Annotated in this window: 18 protein-coding genes; 3 read left to right on the plus strand and 15 right to left on the minus strand. The window is 69.8% G+C overall.

The genetic code is table 11. The features are described 5' to 3' along the window. Positions 1-7: 7 nt before the first annotated feature. Positions 8-2,191 carry a malate synthase G gene (locus IJ15_RS0101930; RefSeq protein WP_031936662.1) on the minus strand — a complete coding sequence of 728 codons (2,184 nt, stop codon included), beginning with the start codon at positions 2,189-2,191 and terminating at the stop codon, positions 8-10. A gap of 352 nt (positions 2,192-2,543) precedes the next feature. After that, entirely contained in the window at positions 2,544-4,361 is a 1,818-nt protein-coding gene (locus IJ15_RS0101935) for a multicopper oxidase family protein (RefSeq protein WP_081880533.1), read from the minus strand. A 310-nt stretch (positions 4,362-4,671) separates the two neighbouring features. Between IJ15_RS0101935 and IJ15_RS0101945 the strand changes: the two genes are divergently transcribed. Continuing rightward, positions 4,672-5,007, plus strand: coding sequence for a VOC family protein (locus tag IJ15_RS0101945; protein WP_407983966.1), 336 nt, complete (start codon positions 4,672-4,674; stop codon positions 5,005-5,007). 45 nt (positions 5,008-5,052) lie between these two features. On the opposite strand, the gene IJ15_RS0101950 is transcribed toward IJ15_RS0101945, so the two are convergent. Further along, complete coding sequence (locus IJ15_RS0101950) at positions 5,053-5,529, minus strand: hypothetical protein (protein ID WP_051918446.1); 477 nt, start codon at positions 5,527-5,529, stop codon at positions 5,053-5,055. A 110-nt stretch (positions 5,530-5,639) separates the two neighbouring features. Here IJ15_RS0101950 and IJ15_RS0101955 point away from each other — a divergent pair, with 110 nt between their 5' ends. Next, positions 5,640-6,689, plus strand: coding sequence for a lipoate--protein ligase family protein (locus IJ15_RS0101955; protein ID WP_031936665.1), 1,050 nt, complete (start codon positions 5,640-5,642; stop codon positions 6,687-6,689). 23 nt (positions 6,690-6,712) lie between these two features. On the opposite strand, the gene IJ15_RS0101960 is transcribed toward IJ15_RS0101955, so the two are convergent. The 9 genes from IJ15_RS0101960 to IJ15_RS0102000 form a co-directional block, all read right to left on the minus strand. Further along, positions 6,713-10,114: a hypothetical protein gene (locus IJ15_RS0101960; protein ID WP_031936666.1), complete on the minus strand. Its 3,402-nt coding sequence runs from the start codon at positions 10,112-10,114 to the stop codon at positions 6,713-6,715. A 106-nt stretch (positions 10,115-10,220) separates the two neighbouring features. Beyond that, a complete protein-coding gene (locus IJ15_RS0101965; RefSeq protein WP_031936667.1) occupies positions 10,221-10,658 on the minus strand; it encodes a hypothetical protein in 438 nt (145 codons plus the stop codon). Between the two features lie 149 nt (positions 10,659-10,807). Then, positions 10,808-11,719 (minus strand): hypothetical protein, encoded by a 912-nt coding sequence (locus IJ15_RS0101970; protein ID WP_031936668.1) that lies wholly within the window; start codon positions 11,717-11,719, stop codon positions 10,808-10,810. Between the two features lie 6 nt (positions 11,720-11,725). Further along, the gene (locus tag IJ15_RS0101975; protein ID WP_031936669.1) at positions 11,726-12,814 is read right to left on the minus strand and encodes a hemolysin family protein; all 1,089 of its coding nucleotides are present in this window, start codon (positions 12,812-12,814) and stop codon (positions 11,726-11,728) included. Next, a complete protein-coding gene (locus IJ15_RS0101980) occupies positions 12,807-14,180 on the minus strand; it encodes a hemolysin family protein (protein ID WP_031936670.1) in 1,374 nt (457 codons plus the stop codon). Before IJ15_RS0101980 ends, IJ15_RS0101975 begins: the two co-directional genes overlap by 8 nt. A gap of 331 nt (positions 14,181-14,511) precedes the next feature. Next, a complete protein-coding gene (locus tag IJ15_RS0101985) occupies positions 14,512-15,948 on the minus strand; it encodes a GuaB1 family IMP dehydrogenase-related protein (RefSeq protein WP_031936671.1) in 1,437 nt (478 codons plus the stop codon). A 41-nt stretch (positions 15,949-15,989) separates the two neighbouring features. Then, positions 15,990-17,024 (minus strand): pirin family protein, encoded by a 1,035-nt coding sequence (locus tag IJ15_RS0101990; RefSeq protein WP_031936672.1) that lies wholly within the window; start codon positions 17,022-17,024, stop codon positions 15,990-15,992. A gap of 92 nt (positions 17,025-17,116) precedes the next feature. After that, positions 17,117-17,980 carry a DMT family transporter gene (locus tag IJ15_RS0101995; protein WP_031936673.1) on the minus strand — a complete coding sequence of 288 codons (864 nt, stop codon included), beginning with the start codon at positions 17,978-17,980 and terminating at the stop codon, positions 17,117-17,119. Positions 17,981-17,985: 5 nt separating this feature from the next. After that, positions 17,986-19,365: a DEAD/DEAH box helicase gene (locus IJ15_RS0102000; protein ID WP_031936674.1), complete on the minus strand. Its 1,380-nt coding sequence runs from the start codon at positions 19,363-19,365 to the stop codon at positions 17,986-17,988. A gap of 156 nt (positions 19,366-19,521) precedes the next feature. Here IJ15_RS0102000 and IJ15_RS0102005 point away from each other — a divergent pair, with 156 nt between their 5' ends. After that, entirely contained in the window at positions 19,522-20,025 is a 504-nt protein-coding gene (locus IJ15_RS0102005) for a nucleoside deaminase (protein ID WP_031936675.1), read from the plus strand. 60 nt (positions 20,026-20,085) lie between these two features. Here the strand turns inward: IJ15_RS0102005 and gndA are convergent, their stop codons facing one another. From gndA to IJ15_RS0102020, 3 genes are all read right to left on the minus strand, one after another. Next, a complete protein-coding gene (gndA, locus tag IJ15_RS0102010) occupies positions 20,086-21,546 on the minus strand; it encodes an NADP-dependent phosphogluconate dehydrogenase (protein WP_031936676.1) in 1,461 nt (486 codons plus the stop codon). 157 nt (positions 21,547-21,703) lie between these two features. Next, entirely contained in the window at positions 21,704-23,923 is a 2,220-nt protein-coding gene (locus tag IJ15_RS0102015) for a DEAD/DEAH box helicase (RefSeq protein ID WP_031936677.1), read from the minus strand. Positions 23,924-24,371: 448 nt separating this feature from the next. Next, a complete protein-coding gene (locus tag IJ15_RS0102020) occupies positions 24,372-25,337 on the minus strand; it encodes a M56 family metallopeptidase (protein WP_031936678.1) in 966 nt (321 codons plus the stop codon). Between the last annotated feature and the right edge of the window lie 12 nt (positions 25,338-25,349).

The following is a 25,349-nucleotide window of genomic DNA, read 5'->3' on the forward strand; positions in this document are numbered from 1 at the left end:
AGCGGGATCAGGCGCTCGCGGCCTTGAACTCGCGGCGACGGCGATGCAGGATCGGCTCGGTGTAGCCGCTGGGCTGCTTGCCGCCCTCGAGGATCAGTTCCTTCGCCGCCTGGAAGGCGATGTTGGAGTCGAAGTTCGGGGCCATGTTGCGGTAGGTGGAGTCACCCTCGTTCTGCCGGTCGACGACCGGGGCCATTCGCTCGAGGCTCGCGACGACGTCGGCCTCGGTGACGATGCCGTGCCGCAGCCAGTTCGCCAGCAACTGGCTCGAGATGCGCAGCGTCGCGCGGTCCTCCATGAGTGCGACGTCGTGGATGTCGGGCACCTTGGAGCAGCCGACGCCGGCGTCGATCCAGCGCACCACGTAGCCGAGGATCGACTGGCAGTTGTTGTCGAGTTCCTGCTGCTTCTCCGCGTCGGACCAGTCGGTGGACGGGGCGAGCGGGATGGTGAGGATCTCGTCGATCGTGGCGCGCGGCTTGCCCTTCAGCTGGTCCTGGACCGCGAACACGTCCACCTGGTGGTAGTGCGTCGCGTGCAGGGTCGCACCCGTCGGCGACGGCACCCACGCGGTGTTGGCGCCGGACTTGGGGTGGCCGATCTTCTGCTCGAGCATGTCGGCCATCAGGTCGGTCATGGCCCACATGCCCTTACCGATCTGCGCCTTGCCCTGCAGACCCGTCGCGAGGCCGGTGTCGACGTTCCAGTCCTCGTACGCGGCGATCCACGTCTGCTTCTTCATGTCAGCCTTGCGCACCATCGCGCCGGCCTCCATCGAGGTGTGGATCTCGTCGCCGGTGCGGTCGAGGAAGCCGGTGTTGATGAACACCACCCGCTGGTCCGCTTCCTTGATGCAGGCCGCGAGGTTGACGGTGGTGCGCCGCTCCTCGTCCATGATGCCGACCTTGAGGGTGTTCGCGGGCAGGCCCAGGACCTCCTCGACACGGCCGAACAGCTCGGTCGTGAACGCGACCTCCTCGGGGCCGTGCTGCTTGGGCTTGACGATGTAGATCGAGCCGGTGCGCGAGTTGTCGAGCGGGCCGTTGTCGTCGGACCGGGTCAGGCCGTGCACCGCACATGCGCTGGTGATCAGGGCGTCGAGGATGCCCTCGGGCATCTCGTTGCCGTCGGCGTCGAGGATCGCCGGGTTGGTCATGAGGTGTCCGACGTTGCGGACGAACAGCAGTGAGCGGCCGTGCAGCGTGAGCTCGTCGCCGGCGGGGGTGGTGTAGGTGCGGTCACCGTTGAGGGTGCGGGTGAACGTCTTGCCGCCCTTGCTGATCTCCTCGGCGAGATCACCGCGGTTGAGGCCGAGCCAGTTCCGGTAGCCGACCACCTTGTCGTCGGCGTCGACGGCGGCCACGGAGTCCTCGAAGTCCATGATCGTGGTGATCGCCGACTCGAGCACGACGTCCTTGACGCCGGCGCCGTCGGTCTTGCCGATCGGTGAGGTCGGGTCGATCTCGATCTCGACGTGCAGGCCGTTGTTGCGCAGCAGCACCGACGTGGGGTTGTCGCCGTCGCCGAGGTAGCCGACGAACTTCTCGGGTTCGGCCAGCGTCGTGACGACCTCGCCGCCCAGCTCGACGGCCAGCTTGCCGTCGACGACGAAGTAGCGGGTGGCCTCGGTGTGCGAGCCCTTCGCCAGCGGCGCGGCAGTGTCCAGGAAGTTCCGGGCCCACGCGATGACCTTGTCACCGCGAACCTTGTTGTAGCCCTTCCCCTTGTCCGCGCCGCCTTCCTCGGAGATGGCGTCGGTGCCGTACAGGGCGTCGTACAGCGAACCCCAGCGGGCGTTGGACGCGTTCAGCGCGAAGCGGGCGTTGAGAACCGGGACCACCAGCTGCGGGCCGGCGGTGGTGGCGATCTCTGCGTCCACGTTCTCGGTCGCGACCTGGAACGGTGCCGGCTCGGGCAGCAGGTAGCCGATCTCCTGGAGGAACGCCTTGTACTCGGCGGCGTCGAGGGGCTTGCCCGCGCGCTCGCGGTGCCATGCGTCGATCTGCGCCTGCAGGTCGTCGCGCTTGGCGAGCAGGGCCTTGTTCTTGGGGGCCAGGTCGGCGAACACCTTGCCCGCGCCCTCCCAGAACGCCTCGGCGGTGACGCCGGTACCCGGAAGAGCCTCATCGTTCACGAAGTCGTAGAGAACCTTGGCGACCTGAAGACCACCGACCTGCACGCGTTCAGTCATTGAACTGCCTCACTTTTCCGGTACCACCAGCAGCGTCCACGACGGGACGCTGAACGGGACGACAACAATGTTACCCGGCGGTAGCTTCCGGAGGAGATCAGTCCGGTGCGCGGGCCGGGGCATCGACGAATACAGCTGCTGGAGCTGAGGCGCGTGAGGTGGGCGCCGACTGCGGTGGGACGAACGGTTCGCGTCCGAATGCAGACTCGATCATGAAAGGCGGTTTGGCCGATCGTGCACAGATGATACTGACCAGCCGCTGTCGCCGCGCGTCGGGCCGCGCGGTCCGGGATGCGGCGCGCCGAGCGGTCGGGCGGGAGCGGTGAATGGCGCCGCGCGCGAGTCGGCCCGTCTACCGCTGTACCCGGATCTGCTGCATCATGTCGTGGTCCTGGTGTTCGAGGTTGTGGCAGTGCCAGGTGTATCCGCGGATCTCCTGGCCCGGGCCGTGGTGCCCCTCCGCGTCGTGAGGTACCGGGATGGGCGCGTCCGGGTCGAAGCCGAGATCCTCGGCCGATGGCCAGTGCACGAGGAGGGTGAGCACCGCGTCGGCCTCTACGAGCGCGGTGTCCTTCCAACTCGCCTCCCACGCGGCCGGCTGCGTCTGCTCCCCGATGAGGAACGGGGTCGGGTCCGGTGCCCAGCGGATGTCCTCCTCGAGCGGCGGGAGCGAGGTGGCCATGTAGCCGGCCGTCCACAGCTTCTGCCGGCCGAGTACCCGGAACCGGGCCAGGTGCAGGTGGACGGGGTGCTCGAACGGAAAGGTGTTGACGATCTGCCAGATCTCGGTCGTCCCGGCCCGGGCGACGTCGATGTCGTCGGTGAGGAACGGCAGATTGTTGATCGTCCCCATCAGGGGCAGCACCGCGGCAGTCCGATTCAGATCGAAGCGCGCCAGGAACGTCATGATCCGGGTGCGGGTGACGTCGTCGGTGGTGGCGGGCGCAATCGGCTGGGGGAGGCCCGGACCGCCGCGCAGCCGTGCGGGTACCGGAGACGGCGCCGCCGCTGCCTGATCCGCGTCGAACCGCATGATCTCGGGCAGCGCCGGGACCCCGAGCACGGCATTACCGGAGCTGTTGAGGGCGTTGTTGACGAGCGTCACCGACTCGCCCGGCGCGAGCGCCGAGAAATCGACCAGCAGGTCGGCGCGTTCCCCGGAGGTCATGACTATGTGGTCGGTGTCCATGGGCGCGTCGAGCAGGCCCTGGTCGCTGCCGATCACGCTGAACCGCATCCCGTTCGAGAACCCGAACCGGTAGGTGCGCGAGTTCGATCCCTGCAGTAGCCGCAGCCGATACATCGCGCGCCGCACCGTCATCCGTGGCCACGCGACACCGTTGACCACGGCGACATCGCCGAACTGGCCGCCCTGGTTGTAGCCGGCCGGCTGGTAGCGGGCCAGCCGCGGCTGCAGCGTCCCGTCGGCGTTGAACATGCGGTCCTGCACCACGATCGGCACCTCGAACTCCCCGGCGGGCAGCCCGAGCGGATTGTCGGCGCGGCCGGTGTCGAACTCGTCGCGCAGCAGATAGAAGCCGGCGAGCCCGGCCTGCACGTTCAGGCGGGTGTTCGCCATCGAGTGGTCGTGGTACCAGAGTGTCGCCGCCTCCTGGTCGTTCGCGTAGCGGTTGTGTTGCACCCCGCCGCGTCGCCATGTGATCAACGGATTCCCGTCGGAGTCGGGACGGCTCGCGGCGCCGTGCAGGTGCACCGTCGTCCGCGGATTCGTCCGGTCCTCCTCGGTGGCCCCGTGCATCGTCAGGTCGACGGCGTCCCCGAGCGGATTGACCTCGATCGCGTTGACGAACGACACCGTCGTCGGCGCGCCGCGACGGGCCTCGAGTGTGGGGCCGAGGATGCCGGCGTGGTAGCCGAGGGCCGTCGACGCCGGGAGGTCCGGGTGGTACGTGTGGGTGGTGGACTGGGTGGTGAGCGATCCCGACGCCGGGGCCGTCGGCAGTCGTGGCAGGTCGACGGCGAACCGGCGTAGCGGGGGCGAGGAGAAGTTCAGCGGACTCGGAACGGTGGGAGGCGGCAGATCCGGGATCGGAACCGGTGCCGGGGGAACAGGTGCACCCGGTGCGGCCGAGGCCGTTCGCGTACCCAGCCAGCCGAGCGCGGCGATCGAACCCGTCATTCCGAAGAGTCCACGTCGTGAGACTGTCATCGTCGAACTCCTTTGGCTGTCAGGACCTCAGGGAGAAGCAACTGACCGGGATTTTACCGGTGGGCTGGGCGCGACAAGCCGCTATCGATCGCATCCGAACGACCCCAGGTCGTAGGGCCTCAGGTCCCCTGTACGCAGCACCGACGGCGGGTCGAGGTGTACAGGACCTGGCTGTGCGTGAGGATGATCGGGCACCCGGCGCGGCGATGACCGTGGGCGAAGTCCGGATGGTCTGTTCGGCGCACTCGCCGCCGCCCGTGCCGAATTGGATCAATTACCGGAGGTGCATGTGAGCGACTACGACGCCAAGATGATCATGTTGTCGGTCGAGAACCTGGACGAGGCACTCGAGTTCTACACCGAGACCCTCGGAATGGCTCTCAAGTTCCGAGATGGCGCGCACTTCGCCGCCCTCGACGGGGGATCGGTGACGATCGCGCTCGCGACTGCCGTCGACCACCCGATCCCCGGCAAGGTGGTCGTCGGCATCAAGACCGCCGACGTCGATGCGGCGGCGAAGGCTATCGAGGACGGCGGCGGGGCCATCGTGAAGGGCCCGTACGACGACGCCCACGAGCGGCGCGCGGTGGTCTACGACAACAACGGCAACGGCCTGGTGTTCTACAGCCCGCTCGCTCGGAAGTGAGCCGGTGACGGCCCGCGGCGTGCGACGCGGCGGGCCGTCACCGCGCTACGCCAGTTGCGCGGCCGCCGCGGTGGCCATCTTCGCCGCGGCGTCGGAGAGCGGGACACCGTCGTCGGCGAGCGCCGGAACCAGTAGGTCCATGCTCTTGCCCAGCATCACCACCAGCAGCACCCGCAGCGCGCTGATGTCGGCGGTCACCCGGACCCGGTCGGTGCTCACACACGACAACCGCGAGTACGCCTGCTCCACGGTCTGCCATTCGCCGATCAGTCCCTCCACCAGCAGTTGCGCCCGGACGACCGGCGCGGCCGCCGGGTACAGGAACTCCTCGGCCGCCCGGTGCCACGGACGCAACGTGAACTCGGCGAAGTCGACGACGGCGCGGTGCGCGGCCGCGAACTCGGCATCGCTTGCGCCGACGGTGCGGAACACGTCGCGTTCCAGTCCCGCGATCCTGCCGAGCAGGTCGAACATCGTCGCCTGCAGTTCGACCGCCGCCTCCTGATTCGTCGTGTCGGTCATCGCAAATCCTCTCGTCCCGTCGGCTCGGTCGTCTCCGCCGTCGGTCCCACCGTAGGGGTCCCCGGTTCCCGCATCACCGCTCTGTCGCACTCACCGATACGCTTCTTCTCGTGCGTGGTGAGTACAAGGTTTCCGGTGGCAAGTTGGTCGTGGTCGACGTCGAGGCGGAGGACGGGCGCCTGTCGCGGGTGTCGCTGTCCGGGGACTTCTTCCTCGAACCGGACGAGGCGCTGGACGACATCACCGCGGCGGTGACCGGGATGCCCGTCACCGCGGACGCCACGCAGCTCGGCGCCGCCATCACCGGCGCACTCGCCGACGACGTGGCGATGATCGGCTTCACCCCCGAATCGGTCGGCATCGCGATCCGCCGCGCCCTCGGCCACGCGACCAGCTGGCACGACCACACCTTCGACGTCATCGAACCGGTGGTGCTCGACCCCGCGATGCACGTCGCGCTCGACGAGGTGATCACCCGTGAGGTGGCCGCCGGGGACCGCGGCCCGACGCTGAGGTTCTGGGACTGGGATTCACCGCTGGTGGTGCTCGGCTCGTTCCAGTCGGTGCGCAACGAGGTCGACGAGGAAGCTGCGGCCCGGCACGGCATCGGCGTCGTGCGGCGCATCTCCGGCGGCGGCGCGATGTTCATGGAACCCGGCAACTGCATCACCTATTCGCTGGCGGTGCCGACGTCACTGGTCGACGGGCTGAGCTTCGAACGCTCCTACGAGTTCCTCGACCAATGGGTGATGGGCGCACTCGCCGACGTCGGCATCAAGGCCCGCTACGTGCCGCTCAACGACATCGCCTCCGAGCAGGGCAAGATCGCCGGGGCCGCGCAGAAGCGGTTCGCCGCCGGCGCGGTGCTGCACCACGTGACGATGGCCTACGACATCGACGCCGACAAGATGACCGACGTGCTGCGGATCGGGCGGGAGAAGATCTCCGACAAGGGCATCACCAGCTCCGGCAAGCGGGTCGACCCGATGCGCTCGCAGACCGGCATGGACCGCGACGCCATCATCGATGCCTTCCTCGCGCACTTCCGTGCCCGCTACGAGACCCGCACCAGCACCTACACCGACGCCGAACTGGCCGCCGCGCGCGAGCTGGTCGAGACGAAGTTCGCGAACCCGGAATGGACCTACCGGGTGCCGTGACGGCGTAGCCGGCGAGTGCGTGACTAGGACCCGAGGAGTCGATCAAGCTCGTCCACCGCGGCCTCGATCGATTCCGGGTCGCCGGCCCCGACTGCATCGTGCAGCGAGAGAACAGCGTCGTAGACGGAGCGGCGGACAGGCATCGATGTGTCCGCTGACGCCAGTGCGCCCGCTTGCAGAATCGACCGGGCAGCCGGAACGGGCTCGCAGCCGATGGTGATCGCGGACTCGCCGACCTCGACAGTGAGTGTGGGAAACTGTGCCCGCATCAGGGACACGAACGGGTCCGACAATTCGCTGGGATCGACGTCGGAAACGACGACGGTGAACTCGTCCGACTCCTGCCGCACACGGGCACGGCCGCCGCGCCGGTCCGCGGCCACGACGATCCATTGCACCGTTTCCGCGGTGGCCGCGTGGTCCCGGTCGTCGTGTTCGAGACTTGTTCGGATCACCCGGTGGGCCACATCGAGAAGGCGCCGATCGCTGTCGGACAGGCCTAGGCCGCGCGCCTGCCGGCGAAGGTGATCCAACGCCGCCCGGAGCGGCTTCTTGGAAGCGGGGGCGCTGCCGACGTCACGCAGGCATCGAACGTAGAAGCGTCGCAACTCCTCGGCCTCGTCACCGTCGATGCCGCCGGTCAACTCCTCGACCTGTTGCGCCCATGCCGCGAACGCCGGAATGTCCTCGGTCAGCAGGTACGTGACACCCAGCGCTCCTCGACTGACGAGCCGAGTCAGGTGGGACTGCTTGACCTGTGCACACCGTGTCAGCTGGCTCCGCAGCAGAAACTCCGCCAGTGCCGGATCGTTCGCATCGACCTGCCAGTCATCGCAGCTGGATGTGGTCTCGACGATCGCAAGTACTCGACCGGCTACTCCCTGCTTCGCGAGCGACTTCGACATCGTGGGCGCTCCGGTGATCGCATGGCGCCCCTCCTGTGAGGTCATGGTCAGTGTGCACGTGAACGTCCGCTGATGATCGGGGCCCGTCGCCTCGTAGGTTTCCTCGAACTCGATGCCGAAGGGCCGGCACGACTCCACGAGGCGGGTGTAGTGGTCGGTCGAACCGTCCGACGCCTGGTTGACGTGGTCGATCAGTTCGGTGGGCATCGCACGCAACAGGTCTCGCCCGCGGAATCGCCACGCCACGGCCAGCATTGCCTGCATCGCATTCGCGTAGGACCGCGCCGGATGCTGTCCTTCCCCCTTGCCGAGGAGCAGTCCCGGTGCCAACGCGGTCGCCGTGAAGGCGTCCCGCCACACCTTCTCCGGCGGGGTCGTGACTCGGGCGTCGTCGGCGGTCGGGGTGAGGCTCGACGACAAGACCTGTTCGGCGCGGCGGTGTGCGGTGAGGGCATCGACGACCGCCGAGCCGTGATGCGCGAGCACGGCGTTGTCGTGCTGCCGAGCGAGGCTGGCCACGGCGCGGTTCTCGTACACCCAGGAGCTGTGGATGAGCGCCTGCGCCAGGTAGGTGTCGGCATCCGGTGGCAGATCGAACATGCGCCGCGCAGCGCCGACGGCACGCCAATGCGCCGCGTACTGGTCTCGCGGCAGTGGCTGCGGTCGAACCTGGGGTTCGTACCGGAACGAGGTCCGCACCGACGAGATCAGCCGCGCGGCCTCCTGCGGAGAGTGAGTACGCACGAAGTCCTCACAGGCCGCGCGTTCCGCGCGCTTCCTGCTTGGTCCTACGCCGCGGCCGGTCCGGCCTCGTCGATCGGTTGCCGTGACGATGAACGTCTTGTCGTGATCAGGGCCGGATGCCGTGCCGTCGAAGGCAATCGACGCGTCGAGCTGGATGAGCGCGGTCTTCCAATCAACGGACTCAGCTGCACCGTCCCCGCCGCGGACTGCCTCCTTGACCTCGGGGTACCAGCGCCGGGCCAGTTCGTAGAGAGAATCGACACCACCCCAGAGTGCGACCGCGCCGCAGATCTGCAGCACGCCGTCGACCTCGACGCGGGACTTGGCCCGGTACGCGTCGTTCTGCATCGCCAGTGCCTCGCCGCGCCCGAGGATGTGATGGCGAGCCAGTCTCGACCGAGTGCCGAGCGCGTCGAAGAACGCGGCGCGGAGGTTCGCGAGGACCTGGCTTTGCTCACCCGCGGACTTCGCCCGGTATTCGAGGGCGAAACTGTCGAGGATCGCGAGGCCGAGCCATCGTTTGCCGACCTCCGCAAGCATGTGTAGCACCTTCGGGTCCGCCTCGATCGTGCGGTTCTCGTAGAGATAGCTGCTGTGGACGGATGCCAGTTTCAGCCACCGCATGCGTTTGAGGTCGGTCGTCGGATCCCACCCCACGTCGCGCAGCACTGCGATGACGTCGTCGTGCAACGGAATCGCATCCACGGACGGCCCCGGATCCGCCGGTTGTGCGCCGTCGTCGGCGCGGTTGTCCGGCACCCCCAGTTCGGCAGCGATCGCGCGCTGAAGCCAGAGCGGAAACGCGATGCTGTCGACGGGGGCATCGTCCAGCGATCGGGCGTGTTCGGCGATGGCACGGGACTTGTCGGCATCCCCGGCGAACCCGCTCCGCTGCGCGAGTCGGCCCAGGAGCACGCGGAGTTCCGGTAGTGACATCTCGATCCCGTTGTCGAGCGGCACCATTCGAGCTCCCGGAACCGGTGACGGCACGGGCATCGCCGTCGGCGCCGGGAGTTGCGGCTCAGGAACCAGCATCGGTGTGGGTGGGATCGCGGCATCGCGGCGGGCGCACCGTGCGTCGGCCGCAGCCGGTGTGACAAGTCCGTCATCGCCGAATCGTGCGTCGTGGAGATCGATCCACTCCGTCGGGGCGGCGAGGAGTTGGGTGCCGAGCTTCATCGGCCGCCCCGGGGCTCGCTCGTCGAACATCAGGTGCACCGCGAAGCCGTCCCGGTGCAGCAGACGTTGCGGCGCTCGAAGACCCGGCCCGAACAACCAGCTGATCCATGGCGACGACGCGCGGAGGCGATCCTCCCGCTCTTCCCAGTCCGACAGGTCGGCGCCACGGAGCGCGACCACCACCACTCCCTGCGCGTCGGCGAGGTCGATCGTGATCCAGTGACATCCGCCGCCGCTGTCGAACTCGCCGTCGAATCTGGTCCTGCCCGGTCGGCGTCCGTGACGGTGCAACAGATCTCGGACGCCGTGGTTGATGAACAGGTGGTCGGCGCTCGAACCGTCCGTGTGGAGGCGGTGACACGAGGTGAGGGTGCCGTCGGCGTTCGGGAAATGCGCGAAGTGCGGTACCCGTTCCCGACCGATGCGCGTGGACAACTGGCGCCCGCATCCACCCAGCAGGTGCCCGCACCACAGACTCTGCTGGGCGATCGCAGCGCGCAGTGCGAGCGCATCCCAGCGTTCCATCGGCATCAGCACGGGCCTGTCGGATCCGGCATGCTTCAGAACCGCGGTCTGAACCAGGCGTGTGTCGCGCATCGAACGGCCCCCCGAATGCAACTGGACGAATCGCTCGGAGCGTAGCGGAGCAGCGGGGGCACGAACTCGTGCCGGTGCCGCGAACGATCGAACCGGCGGGTGCCGGTCAGCCGGCCCGCACCACCTTGAACTTGTTGCGGTAGCCGGCGTCCTCGCAGAATCCAGTGGGGACCGGTGCGGTCTCGTGCGCGCGGCACGTCCAGTCGCCGACGACGATGGTGTTGCGGTTGCCGTGGATGGCGAACGCGGGATCGGCGACTGCCGCCGCCCACACCTCGTTGAGTGTGCCGCACTCGACAGTGCCCTGCACGACCATGACACGGGCGCCCGCCTGGTTCAGGGTGCAGGGACCATCGATGGGGGCCATGGGGAGCGGCTCCTCGACCTGGGATTGCGCGGTCGCCGGTGCTGTCACGGTCTCGGTGACGACCTCCGTCACGGTCGTCGACTCCGGGGCGGCCGGGGTGTCGGATGCGGAACATCCGGTGAGTGCGGCGGCGAGCAGGAACGTGCCCGCCGTCAGCGGCAGGGCAGGGCGGGACATGGCGACAAAGCTCCTCGAGTGCGTGACACAGGTCCGAATCGGGCCCTCGAGCACGCTACGCCGGTCGCCGGAGGTGTCCCCAATTCGCTGGGATGAGGTTGATCACGACCCGCCGCATGGGCCCGGCTTCCCCTGGACCGTCGAACCGGTCAGCCGTAGCAGGGAGATGTGGGCTGATCGGTGCGAGGTGACAGCAGTCCCCGGCAGGCCGCGAGTAGCCGTTCGCGCAGTTCCGTCGCCCGCTCGGCCAGTGCCACCTGTTCGCGGACGTAGTCGGCGCGGCCCTGCGGGGTTTCGATGCGGACGGGTTCGTAGCCGTAGTCGGACAGGTCGTAGGGGCTGGCCCGCATGTCGAGTTCCCGCGCGTCCGTTGCCAGTCGGAAGCAGTCGATGACGAGTTCGGATTCGACGAGCGGTCCGAGCTTGGTCGCCCACTTGTACAGGTCCATTCCGGCGTGCAGGCAGCCCGGTTGCTCCCGTGCGATCTGGTCGTCCCGCGACAGCGGCGCCTCGTTGCGGGGGACCGCGTCGGGGGTGAAGAAGCGGAAGGCGTCGAAGTGGGTGCAGCGCAACTGCATCGACTCGACCACCTCGTCGGTGCCGGTGTGCCCGAGCCGCAGTGGGACCTGCGTGTGCCGGATCGCGTCGTTGCCGCCGCGGTAGACCATCGCCCACTCGTGCAGGCCGAAGCAGCTCAGGTGCGGGCGGCGCGCGGCGGTCGCGGACAGCAGTGCGGCGACGAACTCGACCGTCTCGCGGCGCCGCGCCAGCACGCCGGGGGACAGGGCCACGAGATCGTCGGAGCCCGCGCAGGCTTCGTAGCCGGAGTAGATCAGGTATTCCCGCGCCGAGCCGCCCGCGAGCGCGGTCCCGAAACCCGGATGCCATCGCCGCAGTTGACTCGGCTTGACGCTGTAGTACGTGAACAGGAAGTCGTGCACCGGGTGCCGATCACCGGCCGCGCGGCGGCGCAGGTGCGGCCCGACGAGATCCGCCACCACCTCGTGGTGGCGGTCCCGTCGGGCGGTCCACACCTCTTCCGGCAGAACTGCCGAACTCACTTGCTCTCAGACCACCTTCTGGCCGGGAATCGTGTCCACGATCCGGTGGGTGCCGTCGCGTACGGTGCCGACGAACTCCTCGACCAGATCCTCGAGCGCGACGATACCGATCACGGCGCCGGACGCGTCGACCACCGCCCCCAGGTGCGAGCTGGCGCGGCGCAGCCCGGCGAGGGCGTCGTCGAGCGGCAGGGTCACCGAGATGCGGGGCAGCCGTCGGATGTCGGAACGCGGAATCACCGTCTCCGGTCCGGCCGACTCGTCGGCGACCCGGTCGAGCACGTCCTTGAGATGCAGGTAGCCGACCAGTGCGCCGTCGGCGTCGCGCACCGGGTACCGCGAGTAGCCGGTCTCGATGACCGCCTCCTCGACCGAACCCAGGGTGGTGCCGTTGCCGGACAGTGGCACCGTGCGGACCTTGTCGGACGGGATCATGACGTCGGCGACGGTGCGGCCCTCCGTCTCGAGCGCCTGCGTCAGACGTCGGTGCTCCTCCTCGTCGATCAGGCCCTCGGTGTGGGATTCGCCGATCATCTCGGACAGTTCGATCGAGGAGACGGTGGCGTCGAGTTCGTCCTTCGGTTCGACGCGCAGCATCCGCAGGATGCCGTTGGCGGTGATGTTGTAGAAGCCGATCAGTGGGCGCACCAGCTTGATGAACCCGAGGTGGATCGGAACCAGCAGCATCGCGGTCTTCTCCGGTCCGGCGATAGCGATGTTCTTCGGGACCATCTCGCCGAGCAGGATGTGCAGGACCACGACCAGTCCCAGCGCGATCGTGAACGCGATGGGGTGCAGCAGCGACTCCGGGACGCCCAGCGCGTCCATCGGGGCCTCGATCAGGTGCGCGATGGCCGGTTCGCCGACCTTGCCGAGCAGGATCGAGCAGATCGTGATGCCCAACTGCGCGCCGGCGAGCATCAACGACAGGTTCTCGCCCGCGGTGATGACGGTGCCGGCCCGCTTCTTGCCCTGCGCCTGGAGGGCGTCGAGGCGGTCGCGGCGGGCGGTGATGAGTGCGAATTCGGCACCGACGAAGAACGCGTTGCCGGCGAGCAGGACGACGGTGAGCAGAACACCGAACAGGTCACCCACGGTGGCTCTCCTCTCGTGTCGCGCCGATCGCGGGGACCGGGGTCAGCAGCACCCGGTCGATGCGGCGGCCGTCCATCGTCAGGACCCGGGCGATCCAACCGCGGCCGTCGGGGCCGATCGGATTGCCGTGTGCGTCGGGCAGCGGGACCTCGTCGCCCTCGACCGGGATTCGGCCCAGGCCGGTGAGGACCAGTCCGCCGAGGGTGTCGTACTCGCCCTCGGGCGCGGTGTAGCCGGTGGCCCGGGTGATCTCGTCGGTGCGCAGCAGACCCGAGCAGGACCAGCTGTGCCCCACCCGCTGGACGTCGATCTCCGGTTCGTCGTGTTCGTCGCGGACGTCGCCGAGGATCTCCTCGATCAGGTCCTCCATGGTGACCATGCCGGCGGTGCCGCCGTACTCGTCGACGACGAGCGCGACCTGCATGCCGTCGGCGCGGATCTGTTCCATCACCGAGTCGCCGTCGAGCGTGGACGGGACGACCGGGACGGCCTGCGCGAGGCTGTCGAGGCGGGTGACGGAGCGCCGCGCCGCCGGGACGGTGAACGCGTGCTTGATGTGCACGACGCCGACGGTGTTGTCGAGGTCGCCGTCCACGATCGGGAACCGGGAGAACCCGGTGCGGCTCGCGGCCTCCATCAGGTCGGAGACGGTCGCGTCGGTCTCGAGGGATTCGATCTTCACCCGGGGTGTCATGAGTTCCTCGGCGCTGAGGTCTCCGAACCGCAGGGAGCGGTTCACCAGCAGTGCGGTGCCGGCGTCCAGCGAACCGCGTTCGGCGGACGTGCGGACCAGGGACCCGAGTTCCTGCGGGGACCGTGCGGACCGCAACTCCTCGGCGGGTTCGATGCCCAGGCGGCGAACCACCCAGTTGGCGGTGCCGTTGAGACCGTTGATGGCCCACTTGAAGATCAGTGAGAAACCGGCCTGCAGGCCGGCGGTGGCGCGGGCGGTGGACAGCGGCCGGGAGATGGCCAGGTTTTTCGGGACCAGTTCACCGAAGATCATCGAGAACGACGTCGCGATGATCAGGGCAAGCGCCAGCGAGACCCCGCTCGATGTCGATGCGGACAACCCGATCGCGTCGAGCAGCGGGGTGATGAACCGGGCCAGCACCGGTTCCGCGAGGTAACCGGTGATCAGTGTCGTGATGGTGATGCCGAGCTGCGCGCCGGACAGCTGGAACGAGAGCGTGCGGTGCGCGTGCTGGACCTGTCGGGCGCGTCGGTCGCCGTCACGCGCGTGGGCGTCGACGGTGCTGCGCTCGAGGGCGGTGAGGGAGAATTCCGCCGCCACGAAGATGGCGGTGCCTGCGGTCAAGGCTACGAAGCCGACCAGGCTGAAGGTGGTGAGGGCGATGTCTGCGATGTTCACGTCAGCACCGCTCGCCGAGTGTTTCGGGGCCGCCGGGTTTGTCTCCCGGCTCGGTAGAGGAGCCCTCTGAGGTTTCGGAGGAGCCTTCGACGCCGGCGGACTCGGTGGTCGAGCCTTCGGAGGTCGCTGAGGTGGCTGCGGCGGGTGTGTCGGGGGGCGTGTGTATGGGTGCCTCGGGCACCTGGGTCCTCTCGGTCGGGCGGCGCAATGCGTCACGAACAACGGATGCTGCGCCGAGCATATTCCGGAAACGAAGCCTCCACTGTACCGACCAGGCCTCGAACGGGATGAAACGGACACTCGGTGGCGCGGTCGGTGCGGGTGTTCACCAACCGGTCGGGAGCGGGCGGCCCTCCGCGAACCCGGCGGCCGACTGGACACCGACGACGGCCTTGTCGTGCAGTTCGTCGAGCGTGCGGGCGCCGGCGTACGTGCACGTGCTGCGCACACCGGAACAGATGTGGTCGAGCAGGTCCTCGACGCCGGGGCGCGCGGGGTCCAGCAGCATCCGGGACGTGGAGATGCCCTCCTCGAACAGGCCCTTGCGGGCGCGGTCGAACGCGGTGTCCTGGGCGGCGCGGGCGGCGACGGCCCGTTTGGACGCCATCCCGAAACTCTCCTTGTACCGGTTGCCGTCGCGGTCGATCCGCAGTTCACCGGGCGACTCGTAGGTGCCCGCGAACCACGATCCGACCATCACGTTCGCCGCACCGGCCGCCAGTGCGAGCGCGACGTCCCGGGGATGCCGGACACCGCCGTCCGCCCACACGTGCGCGCCCAGTTCACGCGCCGCGGCGGCGCATTCGGCGACGGCCGAGAACTGGGGCCGGCCCACACCGGTCATCATCCGGGTGGTGCACATCGCGCCCGGGCCGACACCGACCTTGACGATGTTCGCGCCGGCCTCGATCAGGTCCCGGGTGCCGCGGGCGGACACCACGTTGCCGGCCACGAGCGGCACGCCCAACCCCAGCGCGGCGACCGCGCGCAGGGCGTCGATCATCCGCTGCTGGTGGCCGTGCGCGGTGTCGAGCACCAGCAGGTCGGCGCCCGCCTCGGCCAGTGCCTTCGCCTTCGCCGCGACGTCCCCGTTGACCCCGACGGCGGCCGCGATCCGCAACCGGTCGTGCGCGTCGACCGCGGGGGTGTAGATCCCGGCCCGGATCGCGCCGGTGCGGGTGAGCACCCCGGTGAGCAGGCCGTCGGCGTCGACGATCACCGCGAGCGGGTCGTGCCGCGACTCGAGCAGGGCGAACACCTCGCGGGGTGTCGCGGTGACCGGGGCGGTCGCGAAATCGCGGACGGCGACGGCGCCGACGCGCGTGAACCGGTCCACGCCCGTGCAGGACGCCTCGGTGAGCACCCCGACGGGTCTGCCGCCGTCGACGACGACCGCGGCCCCGTGCGCGCGCTTGTGCAGCAGCGTCAGCGCATCCGAGACGGCGGCCTCGGGGCCGAGGGTGATCGGGGTGTCCGCCACCAGGTGCCGGCTCTTGACGAAGGCGACGGTCTCGGCGACCGCGGACGCCGGCACGTCCTGCGGGATCACCACGAGCCCGCCGCGCCGGGCGACGGTCTCGGCCATCCGCCGTCCGGCGACCGCGGTCATGTTGGCGACGACGATCGGGATCGTGGACCCGGACCCGTCCGACGTCGCGAGATTCACGTCGAAACGCGACGCGACGTCGGTCCGGTTCGGGACGAGGAACACGTCGTCGTAGGTGAGGTCGTACGGCGGGCGGTGCCCTGCGAGGAACTCCACAGTGGCCGAGCGTACTTCCCGCACCGCCGCTGTACCGGGAATCAGGCCTGTGCCGAATCCGGGCGTTCGAGCCGGCCGTCGCCGTAGCGGGCGAAGCGGCCGCTCTCACGGTCGTGGACGGGGGCCTCCGACGGCCACGGCCAGCCACCGAACCGGGTGGTCCGGTACTCGTGGTACGCCTGGGCGATCTCGCGGTCGGTGTTCATGACGAACGGGCCCTGCGCCGCGACCGGTTCCCCGATCGGCACGCCCTGCAGCACCAGCACCGTCGACCTGCTTTCGGCGCGCAGCGACAGGGCATCGCTGTCGTCGGGCGCGTAACCCCATCCGGAGTCGACGGCGGCGCCGTCGATGTCGACGCGGGCCCCGTCGCCGTGGACGTAGAGCACCCGCCGGGCGTCGGCGGAGGTCGCGGCGGGGAGTTCCACCACCGCACCGGGTTCGAGGTCCAGCAGCCAGATGGCCACATCGGAACTGTCCGCGCCCGCCCACGAGCGTGCCGGTGGCGTCAGGGCGTCGGTGTCCCCGAACCGTCCGGCGATCACCCGCACCCGCGCGGTGCCGGCCTCGCCGGCGACCTCGACGTCGGGGATGTCCTCGTTCCACAGCATCTTGAACTCCGCCGGCGCGGACTTGTCGCGGGCCGGCAGGTTGAGCCAGATCTGGTACAGCTCGAAGTCGTTGTCCCGGTCCTGGTTCAGCAGGGGGAACATCTCCGAGTGGCTGACGCCGCCGCCCGCGGTGACCCACTGGACGTCGCCGCCGCCGTAGCGGGCGGACGCGCCGGTGGAGTCGGCGTGGTCGACGAAGCCGCGTCGCACGATCGTGATGGTCTCGAAGCCGCGGTGCGGGTGCGCGGGGAACCCGGGCACCGTGGTGCCGTGGTACATGTTCCAGCCGGACGGGTGGCCGAAGTCCTGGCCGAGCGGGCGGTCGGAGACGTCGACGGCGGGCGTCAGGTCCGCGGTGCCCTCCGGGTAGTGGTCGACGTGGTGGACGGCGAACAGGAACGGGTCCAGTCCCGGCCACGGTCCGTCGAGGCGGAAGGTCTGTCCCGTACGGGTGGGTGTGCCCATGGTTCCTCCAGGTGGCGTCGAGCGAGTCGTTAGTTGAAGATTTGATTTTATTCTCAGGGGTGGCAACGCCGGCCGGGCGCGGGACATTCCCGTCAGCGCGTGACCGGCGCCGGTGCCGGCTGCAGCGTCGCCTGACCGCGGGAGAGCGCGATCGTGGTCCACACCATGACGGCGGCCGCGACCGCGATGACCGCGATCCCGGCACCGGAGACACGCAGGCGTTCGTCGAGCACCGTCATCCCGAGGAAGATCGCGATCACCGGTTCGCCGATCGTCATGGCCGGCAGCGACGCCGACAGCGGGCCCACCTGGAAGGCACGCTGCTGCAGATACACCCCGGCGATCCCGGCCGCGAGCAGCGCATACGTCTGCCACGCACCGACGACCTCGACGAACCCGCGCTCGAGGAGATCGGTCACATACTTGGTGAACGCCACCGCCACCCCGTACAGCGCACCGCTCGCCGCGCCGAGCAGCAGCGCCCGGCGCCCGGGTGCGACCCGCGGGGACAGCCCGACCAGTGTCGCGACCGCGATGGCGACCACGGTCACCGTCAGCGGGAGCGCCCACCGCGCCCACGGTGCGTCGGTGCCGCCCTCGGTGGGGTTGCCGACGACGAGAAACACCGCCAGCGCGGCACTGAGCGCGACCGCAAGACCCCACGAGCTGCGCGGGAACCGGGTTCCGGAGAACCGCGCCGACAGCGGCAACGCGAACAGCAGCGCCGTGACCAGCAGCGGTTGCACCACCAGCACCGATCCCAGCGCCAGCGCCACCACCTGCATCAGATAGCCGCCGCCGTCGCCGAGCAGGCCCGCCCACCAGCGGGGACTGCGCATCAGCGATGCGATGAGGGACTGCTCCTCCGGGACCTGCGCCGCCGCGCTCTGCTGCGCGACCGAGGCACACGCGAACAGGAATGCCGCGATCAGTGCGCACAGGACGGAGGCGAGCATCGGACTCACGCACCCCCGCGGCGTCTGCGGCTCCGCGGCGGCGACCCGGGCCGTGCCCGACGCTGGTCGCCGCGGCCGGGTTGCTGCGCGCCGCCACGGCCCTTCTCCGCTGCCGCGCCGCGGGGCGGCAGCGCCGTGCCCCGCAGGGACACCCGGGTGGGCCGCTCGTCCTTCGCGACTTCGCGGGCCGGCGGCTCCGGCACCGGGACGCCGCTGGGGCGGCGTGCCCCGGTGATCTCGGCCAGCCGGGGGTCGTTCGGCCCGACGGTGATCGGTTCGACGTCGACCCCGGCCGCGCGCATCACCTTGGCGGCGGGGGCGCGCTCGTCCTCGGCGACCAGCGTGACCACCGAGCCGGATTCGCCGGCGCGGGCGGTGCGACCGGCACGGTGCAGGTACGCCTTGGCCTCGGTCGGCGGATCGACGTGGACGACGAGGGAGACATCGTCGACGTGGATGCCGCGCGCGGCGACGTCCGTGGCCACGAGGACCGGCCGGGTGCCGTCGGTGAACTCCGCGAGCGTCCGCGTCCGGTGCCCCTGCGGCTTGTCGCCGTGCAGCGCACCCGCGTCGACACCGACGGCCCGCAACTGCTCGTGCAGCCGGTCGACGCCGTGTTTGGTCCGCACGAACAGCAGTGTGCGCCCCGACCGGGACGCGATCCGCGCGACGACCTCCGGCTTGTCGGCCCGGTCGACGTACAGCACGTGGTGCGTCATCGTCTCCACCGACGCCTCCGGCGGTGCCGTCGCGTGCAGCACCGGATCGGTGAGGTAGCGGCGGACCAGGGCGTCGACCTCGCCGTCGAGCGTCGCGGAGAACAGCAGCCGCTGCGCCTGCGCGGGTGTCCGGTCGAGCACCTCCGTCACCTGCGGCAGGAACCCCAACTCGGCCATGTGATCGGCCTCGTCGACGGTGGTGACGACGACGTCGTCGAGCACGATGGTGCCCTGTGCCAGGTGGTCGGCGATCCGCCCGGGCGTACCGACCACGATGTCCGCGACCCGGGACAGCCGCACCGCCTGCGCCTTGAACGGGACCCCGCCGACCAGCAGCGCGATCCGCAGGCCCAGCGACAGTGCCGCCTCGTCGAGCGCCTTGTCGATCTGGGCGGCCAGCTCCCGGGTGGGCGCGAGCACCACGCCGCGGGGCCGGCCCGGCCGGCTCGCCTTCCCGATGAGCCGCACCAGCATCGGCAACCCGAACGCCAGGGTCTTGCCGGAACCGGTCGGCGCGCGGCCGAGGACGTCCCGTCCGGCGAGGATGTCCGGGATCGTCGCCGCCTGGATCGGGAACGGCGTCTTCACCCCGTCTCGGCCCAGCGCGTGCACGAGCGTGGGCGGGAGTCCCAGGCGGGCGAAGGTGACGTCGGAGCTGTCGGGCATCGGGATGGGGTGCCTCCATGAGGGCCGGTGAAGAACCGGGCACCAGACCCGGCACGAACGCAGGTCGCGCGTGAAGTCACAGGTTACCGCCGGGTGGCACAATCCAGGATTCCATGCGGACGGGTCCCGGCGTCCGCAACGCGCGAGGAGGTAGTCGTGTCCGAATCCGATCGTTCCGGAGCACCGGTGTCCGAAACCGAGTTCCGGCATCTGCGGCGGTGCGTCGAACTGGCGGCCGAGGCGCTCGAGGCCGGTGACGAGCCGTTCGGCTCGGTGTTGGCGACCGCCGACGGGACCGCCGTCGCCGAGGACCGCAACCGCATCGCCGACGGAGACCGGACCCGGCATCCGGAGTTCGAGCTGGCCCGCTGGGCCGCCGAACACCTGACGGTCGAGGAACGCGCTGCCGCGACGGTGTACACGTCGGGGGAGCACTGCCCGATGTGCGCGGCCGCGCACGCGTGGGTGGGTCTGGGCCGCATCGTCTACGTGGCCTCCACCGAGCAGTTGGTGGGCTGGCTCACCGAGATGGGGGTGCCGCCGGCGCCGGTGGCCCCGCTGCCGATCCGGGCCGTCGCCCCCGGTGTCACCGTCGTCGGGCCGATCCCGGAGCTGGTCGAGGACGTGCACGCGCTGCACCGTCGGCTGCACGGGGCCTGACACACGAATCGGGGCGGACGCCGTAGCGTCCGCCCCGATTCACCTGTCCGGTGAGGAGACTCAGGCCTCGATCTCGGAGCGGTCGCCGCTCCAGAGGGTGTGGAACTTGCCCGGCATGTCGACCCGCTCGTAGGTGTGAGCGCCGAAGAAGTCACGCTGACCCTGCGTCAGCGCGGCCGGCAGCCGCTCGGCGCGCAGACCGTCGTAGTACGACAGCGACGACGCGAACGCCGGCACCGGGATGCCGAGCGTGGTCGCGGTGACGACGACCCGACGCCAGCTGTCGATCGCGGTCTCGATCGCCTCGCGGAAGTACGGCTCCACGATGAGCGACGTCAGATCCGGGTTGGTGTCGTACGCCTCCTTGATCCGGTTCAGGAAGCGGGCGCGGATGATGCAGCCGCCGCGCCAGATCGTGGCCATGTCGCCCGGGGTGAGATCCCAGCCGTACTCGTCGCTGCCGGCGCGGATCTGGTCGAAGCCCTGCGCGTACGCGACGATCTTCGACGCGTACAGCGCGCGACGGATGTCCTCGGTGAACTGCGCGACATCGGTGGGCTTGGCGCCGAGTGCACCGGACGCCAGTCCCTGCGCGGCCTTGCGCTGCTCGCGCGAACCGGACAGGGCGCGCGCGAACACTGCCTCGGCGATGCCGGTGACCGGCACACCCAGGTCCAGCGCGGACTTGACCGTCCAGCGGCCGGTGCCCTTCTGCTCGGCGGCGTCGACGATGACGTCGACGAGGGCCTTGCCGGTCTTGGCGTCCTTCTGGCGCAGCACCTCGGCGGTGATCTCCACCAGGTAGCTCTCGAGGTCGCCGCCGTTCCACTCGGTGAACACGTCGGCGACCTGCTCGGCGTCGAAGCCGAGGGCGTCGCGGAACAGGTTGTACGCCTCGCCGATCAGCTGCATGTCGGCGTACTCGATGCCGTTGTGCACCATCTTCACGAAATGGCCGGAGCCGTCCGGGCCGATGTGCGTGCAGCACGGGGTGCCGTCGACGTGCGCCGAGATCGACTCGAGCAGCGGGCCCAGCGCCGCGTACGACTCCTTGGGGCCGCCCGGCATGATCGACGGGCCGTTGAGCGCGCCCTCCTCGCCGCCGGAGATGCCGGCGCCGACGAAGTGCAGGCCACGCTCGCGCAGCGCCGCCTCACGACGGATCGTGTCGGTGTACAGCGCGTTGCCGCCGTCGATGATGATGTCGCCGGGCTCCATCGCGTTCGCGAGTTCCTCGATGACCGAATCCGTGGCGTCGCCGGCTTTGACCATGATCAGCACGCGTCGCGGCTTCTGCAGCGCGCCGACGAACTCCTCGATGGTCTCGGTCCGGACGAAATCACCGTCGTCACCGTGCTCGGCGATCAGCGCATCGGTCTTGGCGACACTGCGGTTGTGCAGCGCCACGGTGTGGCCGTGGCGAGCAAAGTTGCGGGCGATGTTGGATCCCATAACGGCCAGCCCGGTGACGCCGATCTGGGCGCGGGCAGCCTCGGTGCTGGCAGAGGTCTCGATGGTCATGGTTACAGCTTCCCCCGTGTGCCCCCACACGCGCGAATCGGCCCCGCCGTTCGGGCTGTTCGGGACATGCCCCGGGCATACGCATCGGCCCCGACCGCCCTGTGAGGGGCGGCCGGGGCCGATGCATATGACGGTCGATCAACGACCGGTGCGTCTACTACTGGTTGCGGCCGCGGCTCGGACCGTCGAAACCGTCGTAGCTGCGACGGTCGGTGCGGCTACGGAAGCCGCTCGAACGCTGCTCCGACGGCGCGCCGCCGTCTCGACGCGGTCCGCGGTCGTCCCGGTTGCCGAAGTCGCGACGGGGTCCGCGGTCGTCACGGTGGTCCGAACGTCCCCGGAAACCGCCGTTGTCGCCGTCCCGACGCGGTGCACGGTTATCCCGGTCACCGAAATCCCGACGCGGGCCACGGTCGTCACGGCTACCGAAGTCGCGGCGCGGGCCACGGTCGTCGGAACGTCCCCGGAAGCCGTTGCTGCCGCCACTGTCGCCGTCCCGACGCGGTGCACGGTTGTCCCGGTCACCGAAATCCCGACGCGGGCCGCGGTCGCCGAAGCTGCGGTCGTTCCGGTCATTGCGGTCGTTGCGGAAACCACCGCCGCGCGAGTCGTTGCCGCGGAAGCCGCCGCTGTCGCCGTCGCGACGGGGGCCCCGGTCGTCACGGTTGCCGAAATCCCGACGCGGGCCGTCGAAGTCGCGGCGCGGGCCGCGGTCGTCGGAACGTCCCCGGAAGCCGTTGCTGCCGCCGCTGTCGCCGTCGCGGCGGGGTGCACGGTTGTCCCGATCGCCGAAGTCGCGACGGGGTCCGCGGTCGTCACGGTTACCGAAGGAACGGTTGTCCCGGTCACCGAAGTCGCGGCGCGGTCCGCGGTCGTCGGAACGTCCCCGGAAGCCGTTGCTGCCGCCGCCGTCGCCGTCGCGGCGGGGTGCACGGTTGTCCCGGTCACCGAAATCCCGACGCGGGCCGTCGAAGTCGCGGCGCGGGCCGCGGTCGCCGAAGCTGCGCTCGCCCTGGTTGCGATCGCCGAAGTCCCGACGCGGGCCGCGGTCACCGAAGTCACGGCGGGGTCCACGATCGTCCCGGTTCCCGCGGTAGCCGCCCTCGCGGCGCGGTCCGCGATCACCGAACGAACGCTCACGGCGGTCGCCACGGTCGCCGCGGCTGTCACGGAAGTGGCTCTCGCGCACCGGTTCACCACTGGGGGTGCGGGCGCCGGTGATGGTGGCGAGTTCCTCGGAACCCGGTGCCACGGGCACGGCGGTGGCGTTGACGCCCGCCATGCCGGTCAGCCGGCGGAACATGCGTCGCTGGTTCGGCAGCACGATCGCGGCGACCACACCGGCCTCGCCGGCGCGTGCGGTGCGACCGGCGCGGTGCAGGTAGTCCTTGTGGTCCTGCGGGGGATCGACGTGCACGACGAGGTCGATGCCGTCGACGTGGATGCCGCGGGCCGCGACGTCGGTCGCGACGAGCACCGGGGTGCGGCCGTTCTTGAACCGCTCGAGCACGCGGGTGCGCTGGTTCTGGGCCTTGCCGCCGTGCAGGGACTCCGCCGCAACGCCCTGCTCGCGCAGGCGCTCGGTGATGCCCTCGGCGCCGAGCTTGGTGCGCGCGAACATGATCGTGCGACCGCCCTCACGCGACGCGATCTCCGCGAGCACCGCATCCTTCTGTCCACGGTCGACCAGCAACACGTAGTGGTCCATCGTGGTCACCGAGGCGCGACCGTCCTGCGTGGAGTGCAGTTCGTGCTCGGGCAGGAACTCGCGGACGAGGGTCTTGACGTCGTTGTCGAGCGTCGCGGAGAACAGCAGCCGCTGGCTCTCGTCGGGGGTGTCGCCGAGCAGCGTGCGGACCTCGGGCAGGAATCCCATGTCCGCCATCTGATCCGCTTCGTCGAGCGCGGTCATCTCGATGGAGTCGAGGATGCAGGTGTTCTGCCGCAGGTGATCGCCGAGACGGCCGGGGGTGGCGACGAGGATGTCGACGCCACGACGGAGCTGATCGACCTGCTTGGTGAAGGGGGTGCCACCGACGGCGGCCTTGACGTTCAGCCCGATCGAACCCGCGTACGGGGTCAGCGATTCGACGACCTGGAACGCGAGTTCACGGGTCGGCACCAGGACGAGGGCACGCGGACGCTTGGGCGCCGGGCGGTCGTCGTGGCGGGCGAGGCGGGCCAGCATCGGCAGACCGAAGGCGAGCGTCTTGCCCGAACCGGTCTGCGCGCGGCCGAGGATGTTCTTGCCGGCGATGGCATCCGGGATCGCCATGGCCTGGATGGGCGACGGGCTGGTGATCGAGTTCCGTGCCAGCGCGGCGACGACGGGCTCGGGCAGTCCGATCTCGGCGAACGTCGGGCCGGAAGCCTCCACAGCTTCGGGGGCGTCCTCGGCGGACGTGGGCTCGGAAGCCTCGACGGCCTCCGGCGCCTCGGGGGCTTCGGCGGTCACGGCGTCAGCCGTGGTGTCCGTGCTCTCGGGGGCTTCAGGGGCTTCGGGGATGTCGACGGAAATCTCGACAGTCGACTCGCTCTCGTTTCGAGCAGCGGAATCTTGGGCAGCATTAGTCACGCGGAATTACCTCTCCGGACGTCGGGCACGTCGCGGAGCGGGCTGTCACGCAGCCGCACGAAGAGACGAGCCAGGGCACATTTCACCTGGCCATCCGAGCGCCTTGCGCGAGTGAGATGGGGCTGTGTGCCTACATTGATTGATCGACCTGATTGATCGGACCGCGATGGCGGTCGCAAACGAGTGTACGCGATCTCGGACGGCGTCGAGGATTCGGTGCGGCGCTGTGACCAGCGTTACTGCGCGGGAATCAGTGGTTGGACGCCGAGAACAGGCGGCTCAGCTCGACCAACCACGGCACTGCCACGGCGATCGTGGGGATCACCAGGATGGCCGCTGCGCCGACGTACGCGGCGGCCGCGATCCGGACGTCTCCGGGCGCCTCGGTGAGCCGTTGCACACGCACCAGGGTGCTGGGGCCGCCGACGGCCATCGCCCCGCGCGGTGCCGTCGAGCCGGCGCAGGCGACGAGCGCGCGGGCCAGTGGCGCCGGTCCGGTCACCCGGACCGCGGAGTCGTCGGCGAGCAGCTCGACGAGCAGTTGCACCGATCCGAGAGCCGACTTGGAGCGCGCTACCCGCGGGAACGCCTGGTGTACGGCGGTGAAGGCCTCGAGGACGAGATCGTGCCGGGCCCGCAGATGCGAACGCTCGTGGGTGAGGATCGCGGTGATCTCGGCCTCGTTCAACGAGTTCAGCGTGCCCTCGCTGAGAACCACCCGCTGTCGCAGTCCGGGCAGGCAGTACGCGATCGGTTCCGCGGCGTCGAGCACGCGAACGTCCGAGATGCGGCCGAATGCCGAGGAGATGTCCACGTCGCCTCGATCGAGGAGATCGACGAGCATCCGGTGCCGGGCGCGCCGACGCCGGGTGTGGATCGCGACCCGCACGATCGAGAAGATCAGTCGGGCGCCGATCAGCAGGGTCAGTCCGAAGACGACGACGTACAGGATCCACAGGGGAAGGCCCAGGGCGTCGATCTCGGCGGTGGGTTCGGTGGTGGGTCGACCGTCCGGGCCGGGGACGAGCAACTGGCTCGCGATGGCGAGTCCGGAACTGAATGCCGACAGCACCGCGGCCAGCGCGATCGCCTGCCACAGCACCAGGGCGGCCCGCGGGGAGCGGAACGTCCACTTCGCGCGACTGAGCAAGGCCGGGACCGGTCCACTGAGCACGAGCGCGAGCAGCCCGAATGCCAGCGCCGTGGGCGCGTTCATCGTTTACATGTC

The sequence above is a fragment of the Prescottella defluvii genome (assembly GCF_000738775.1).
In the GTDB taxonomy this organism is placed as follows: domain Bacteria; phylum Actinomycetota; class Actinomycetes; order Mycobacteriales; family Mycobacteriaceae; genus Prescottella; species Prescottella defluvii.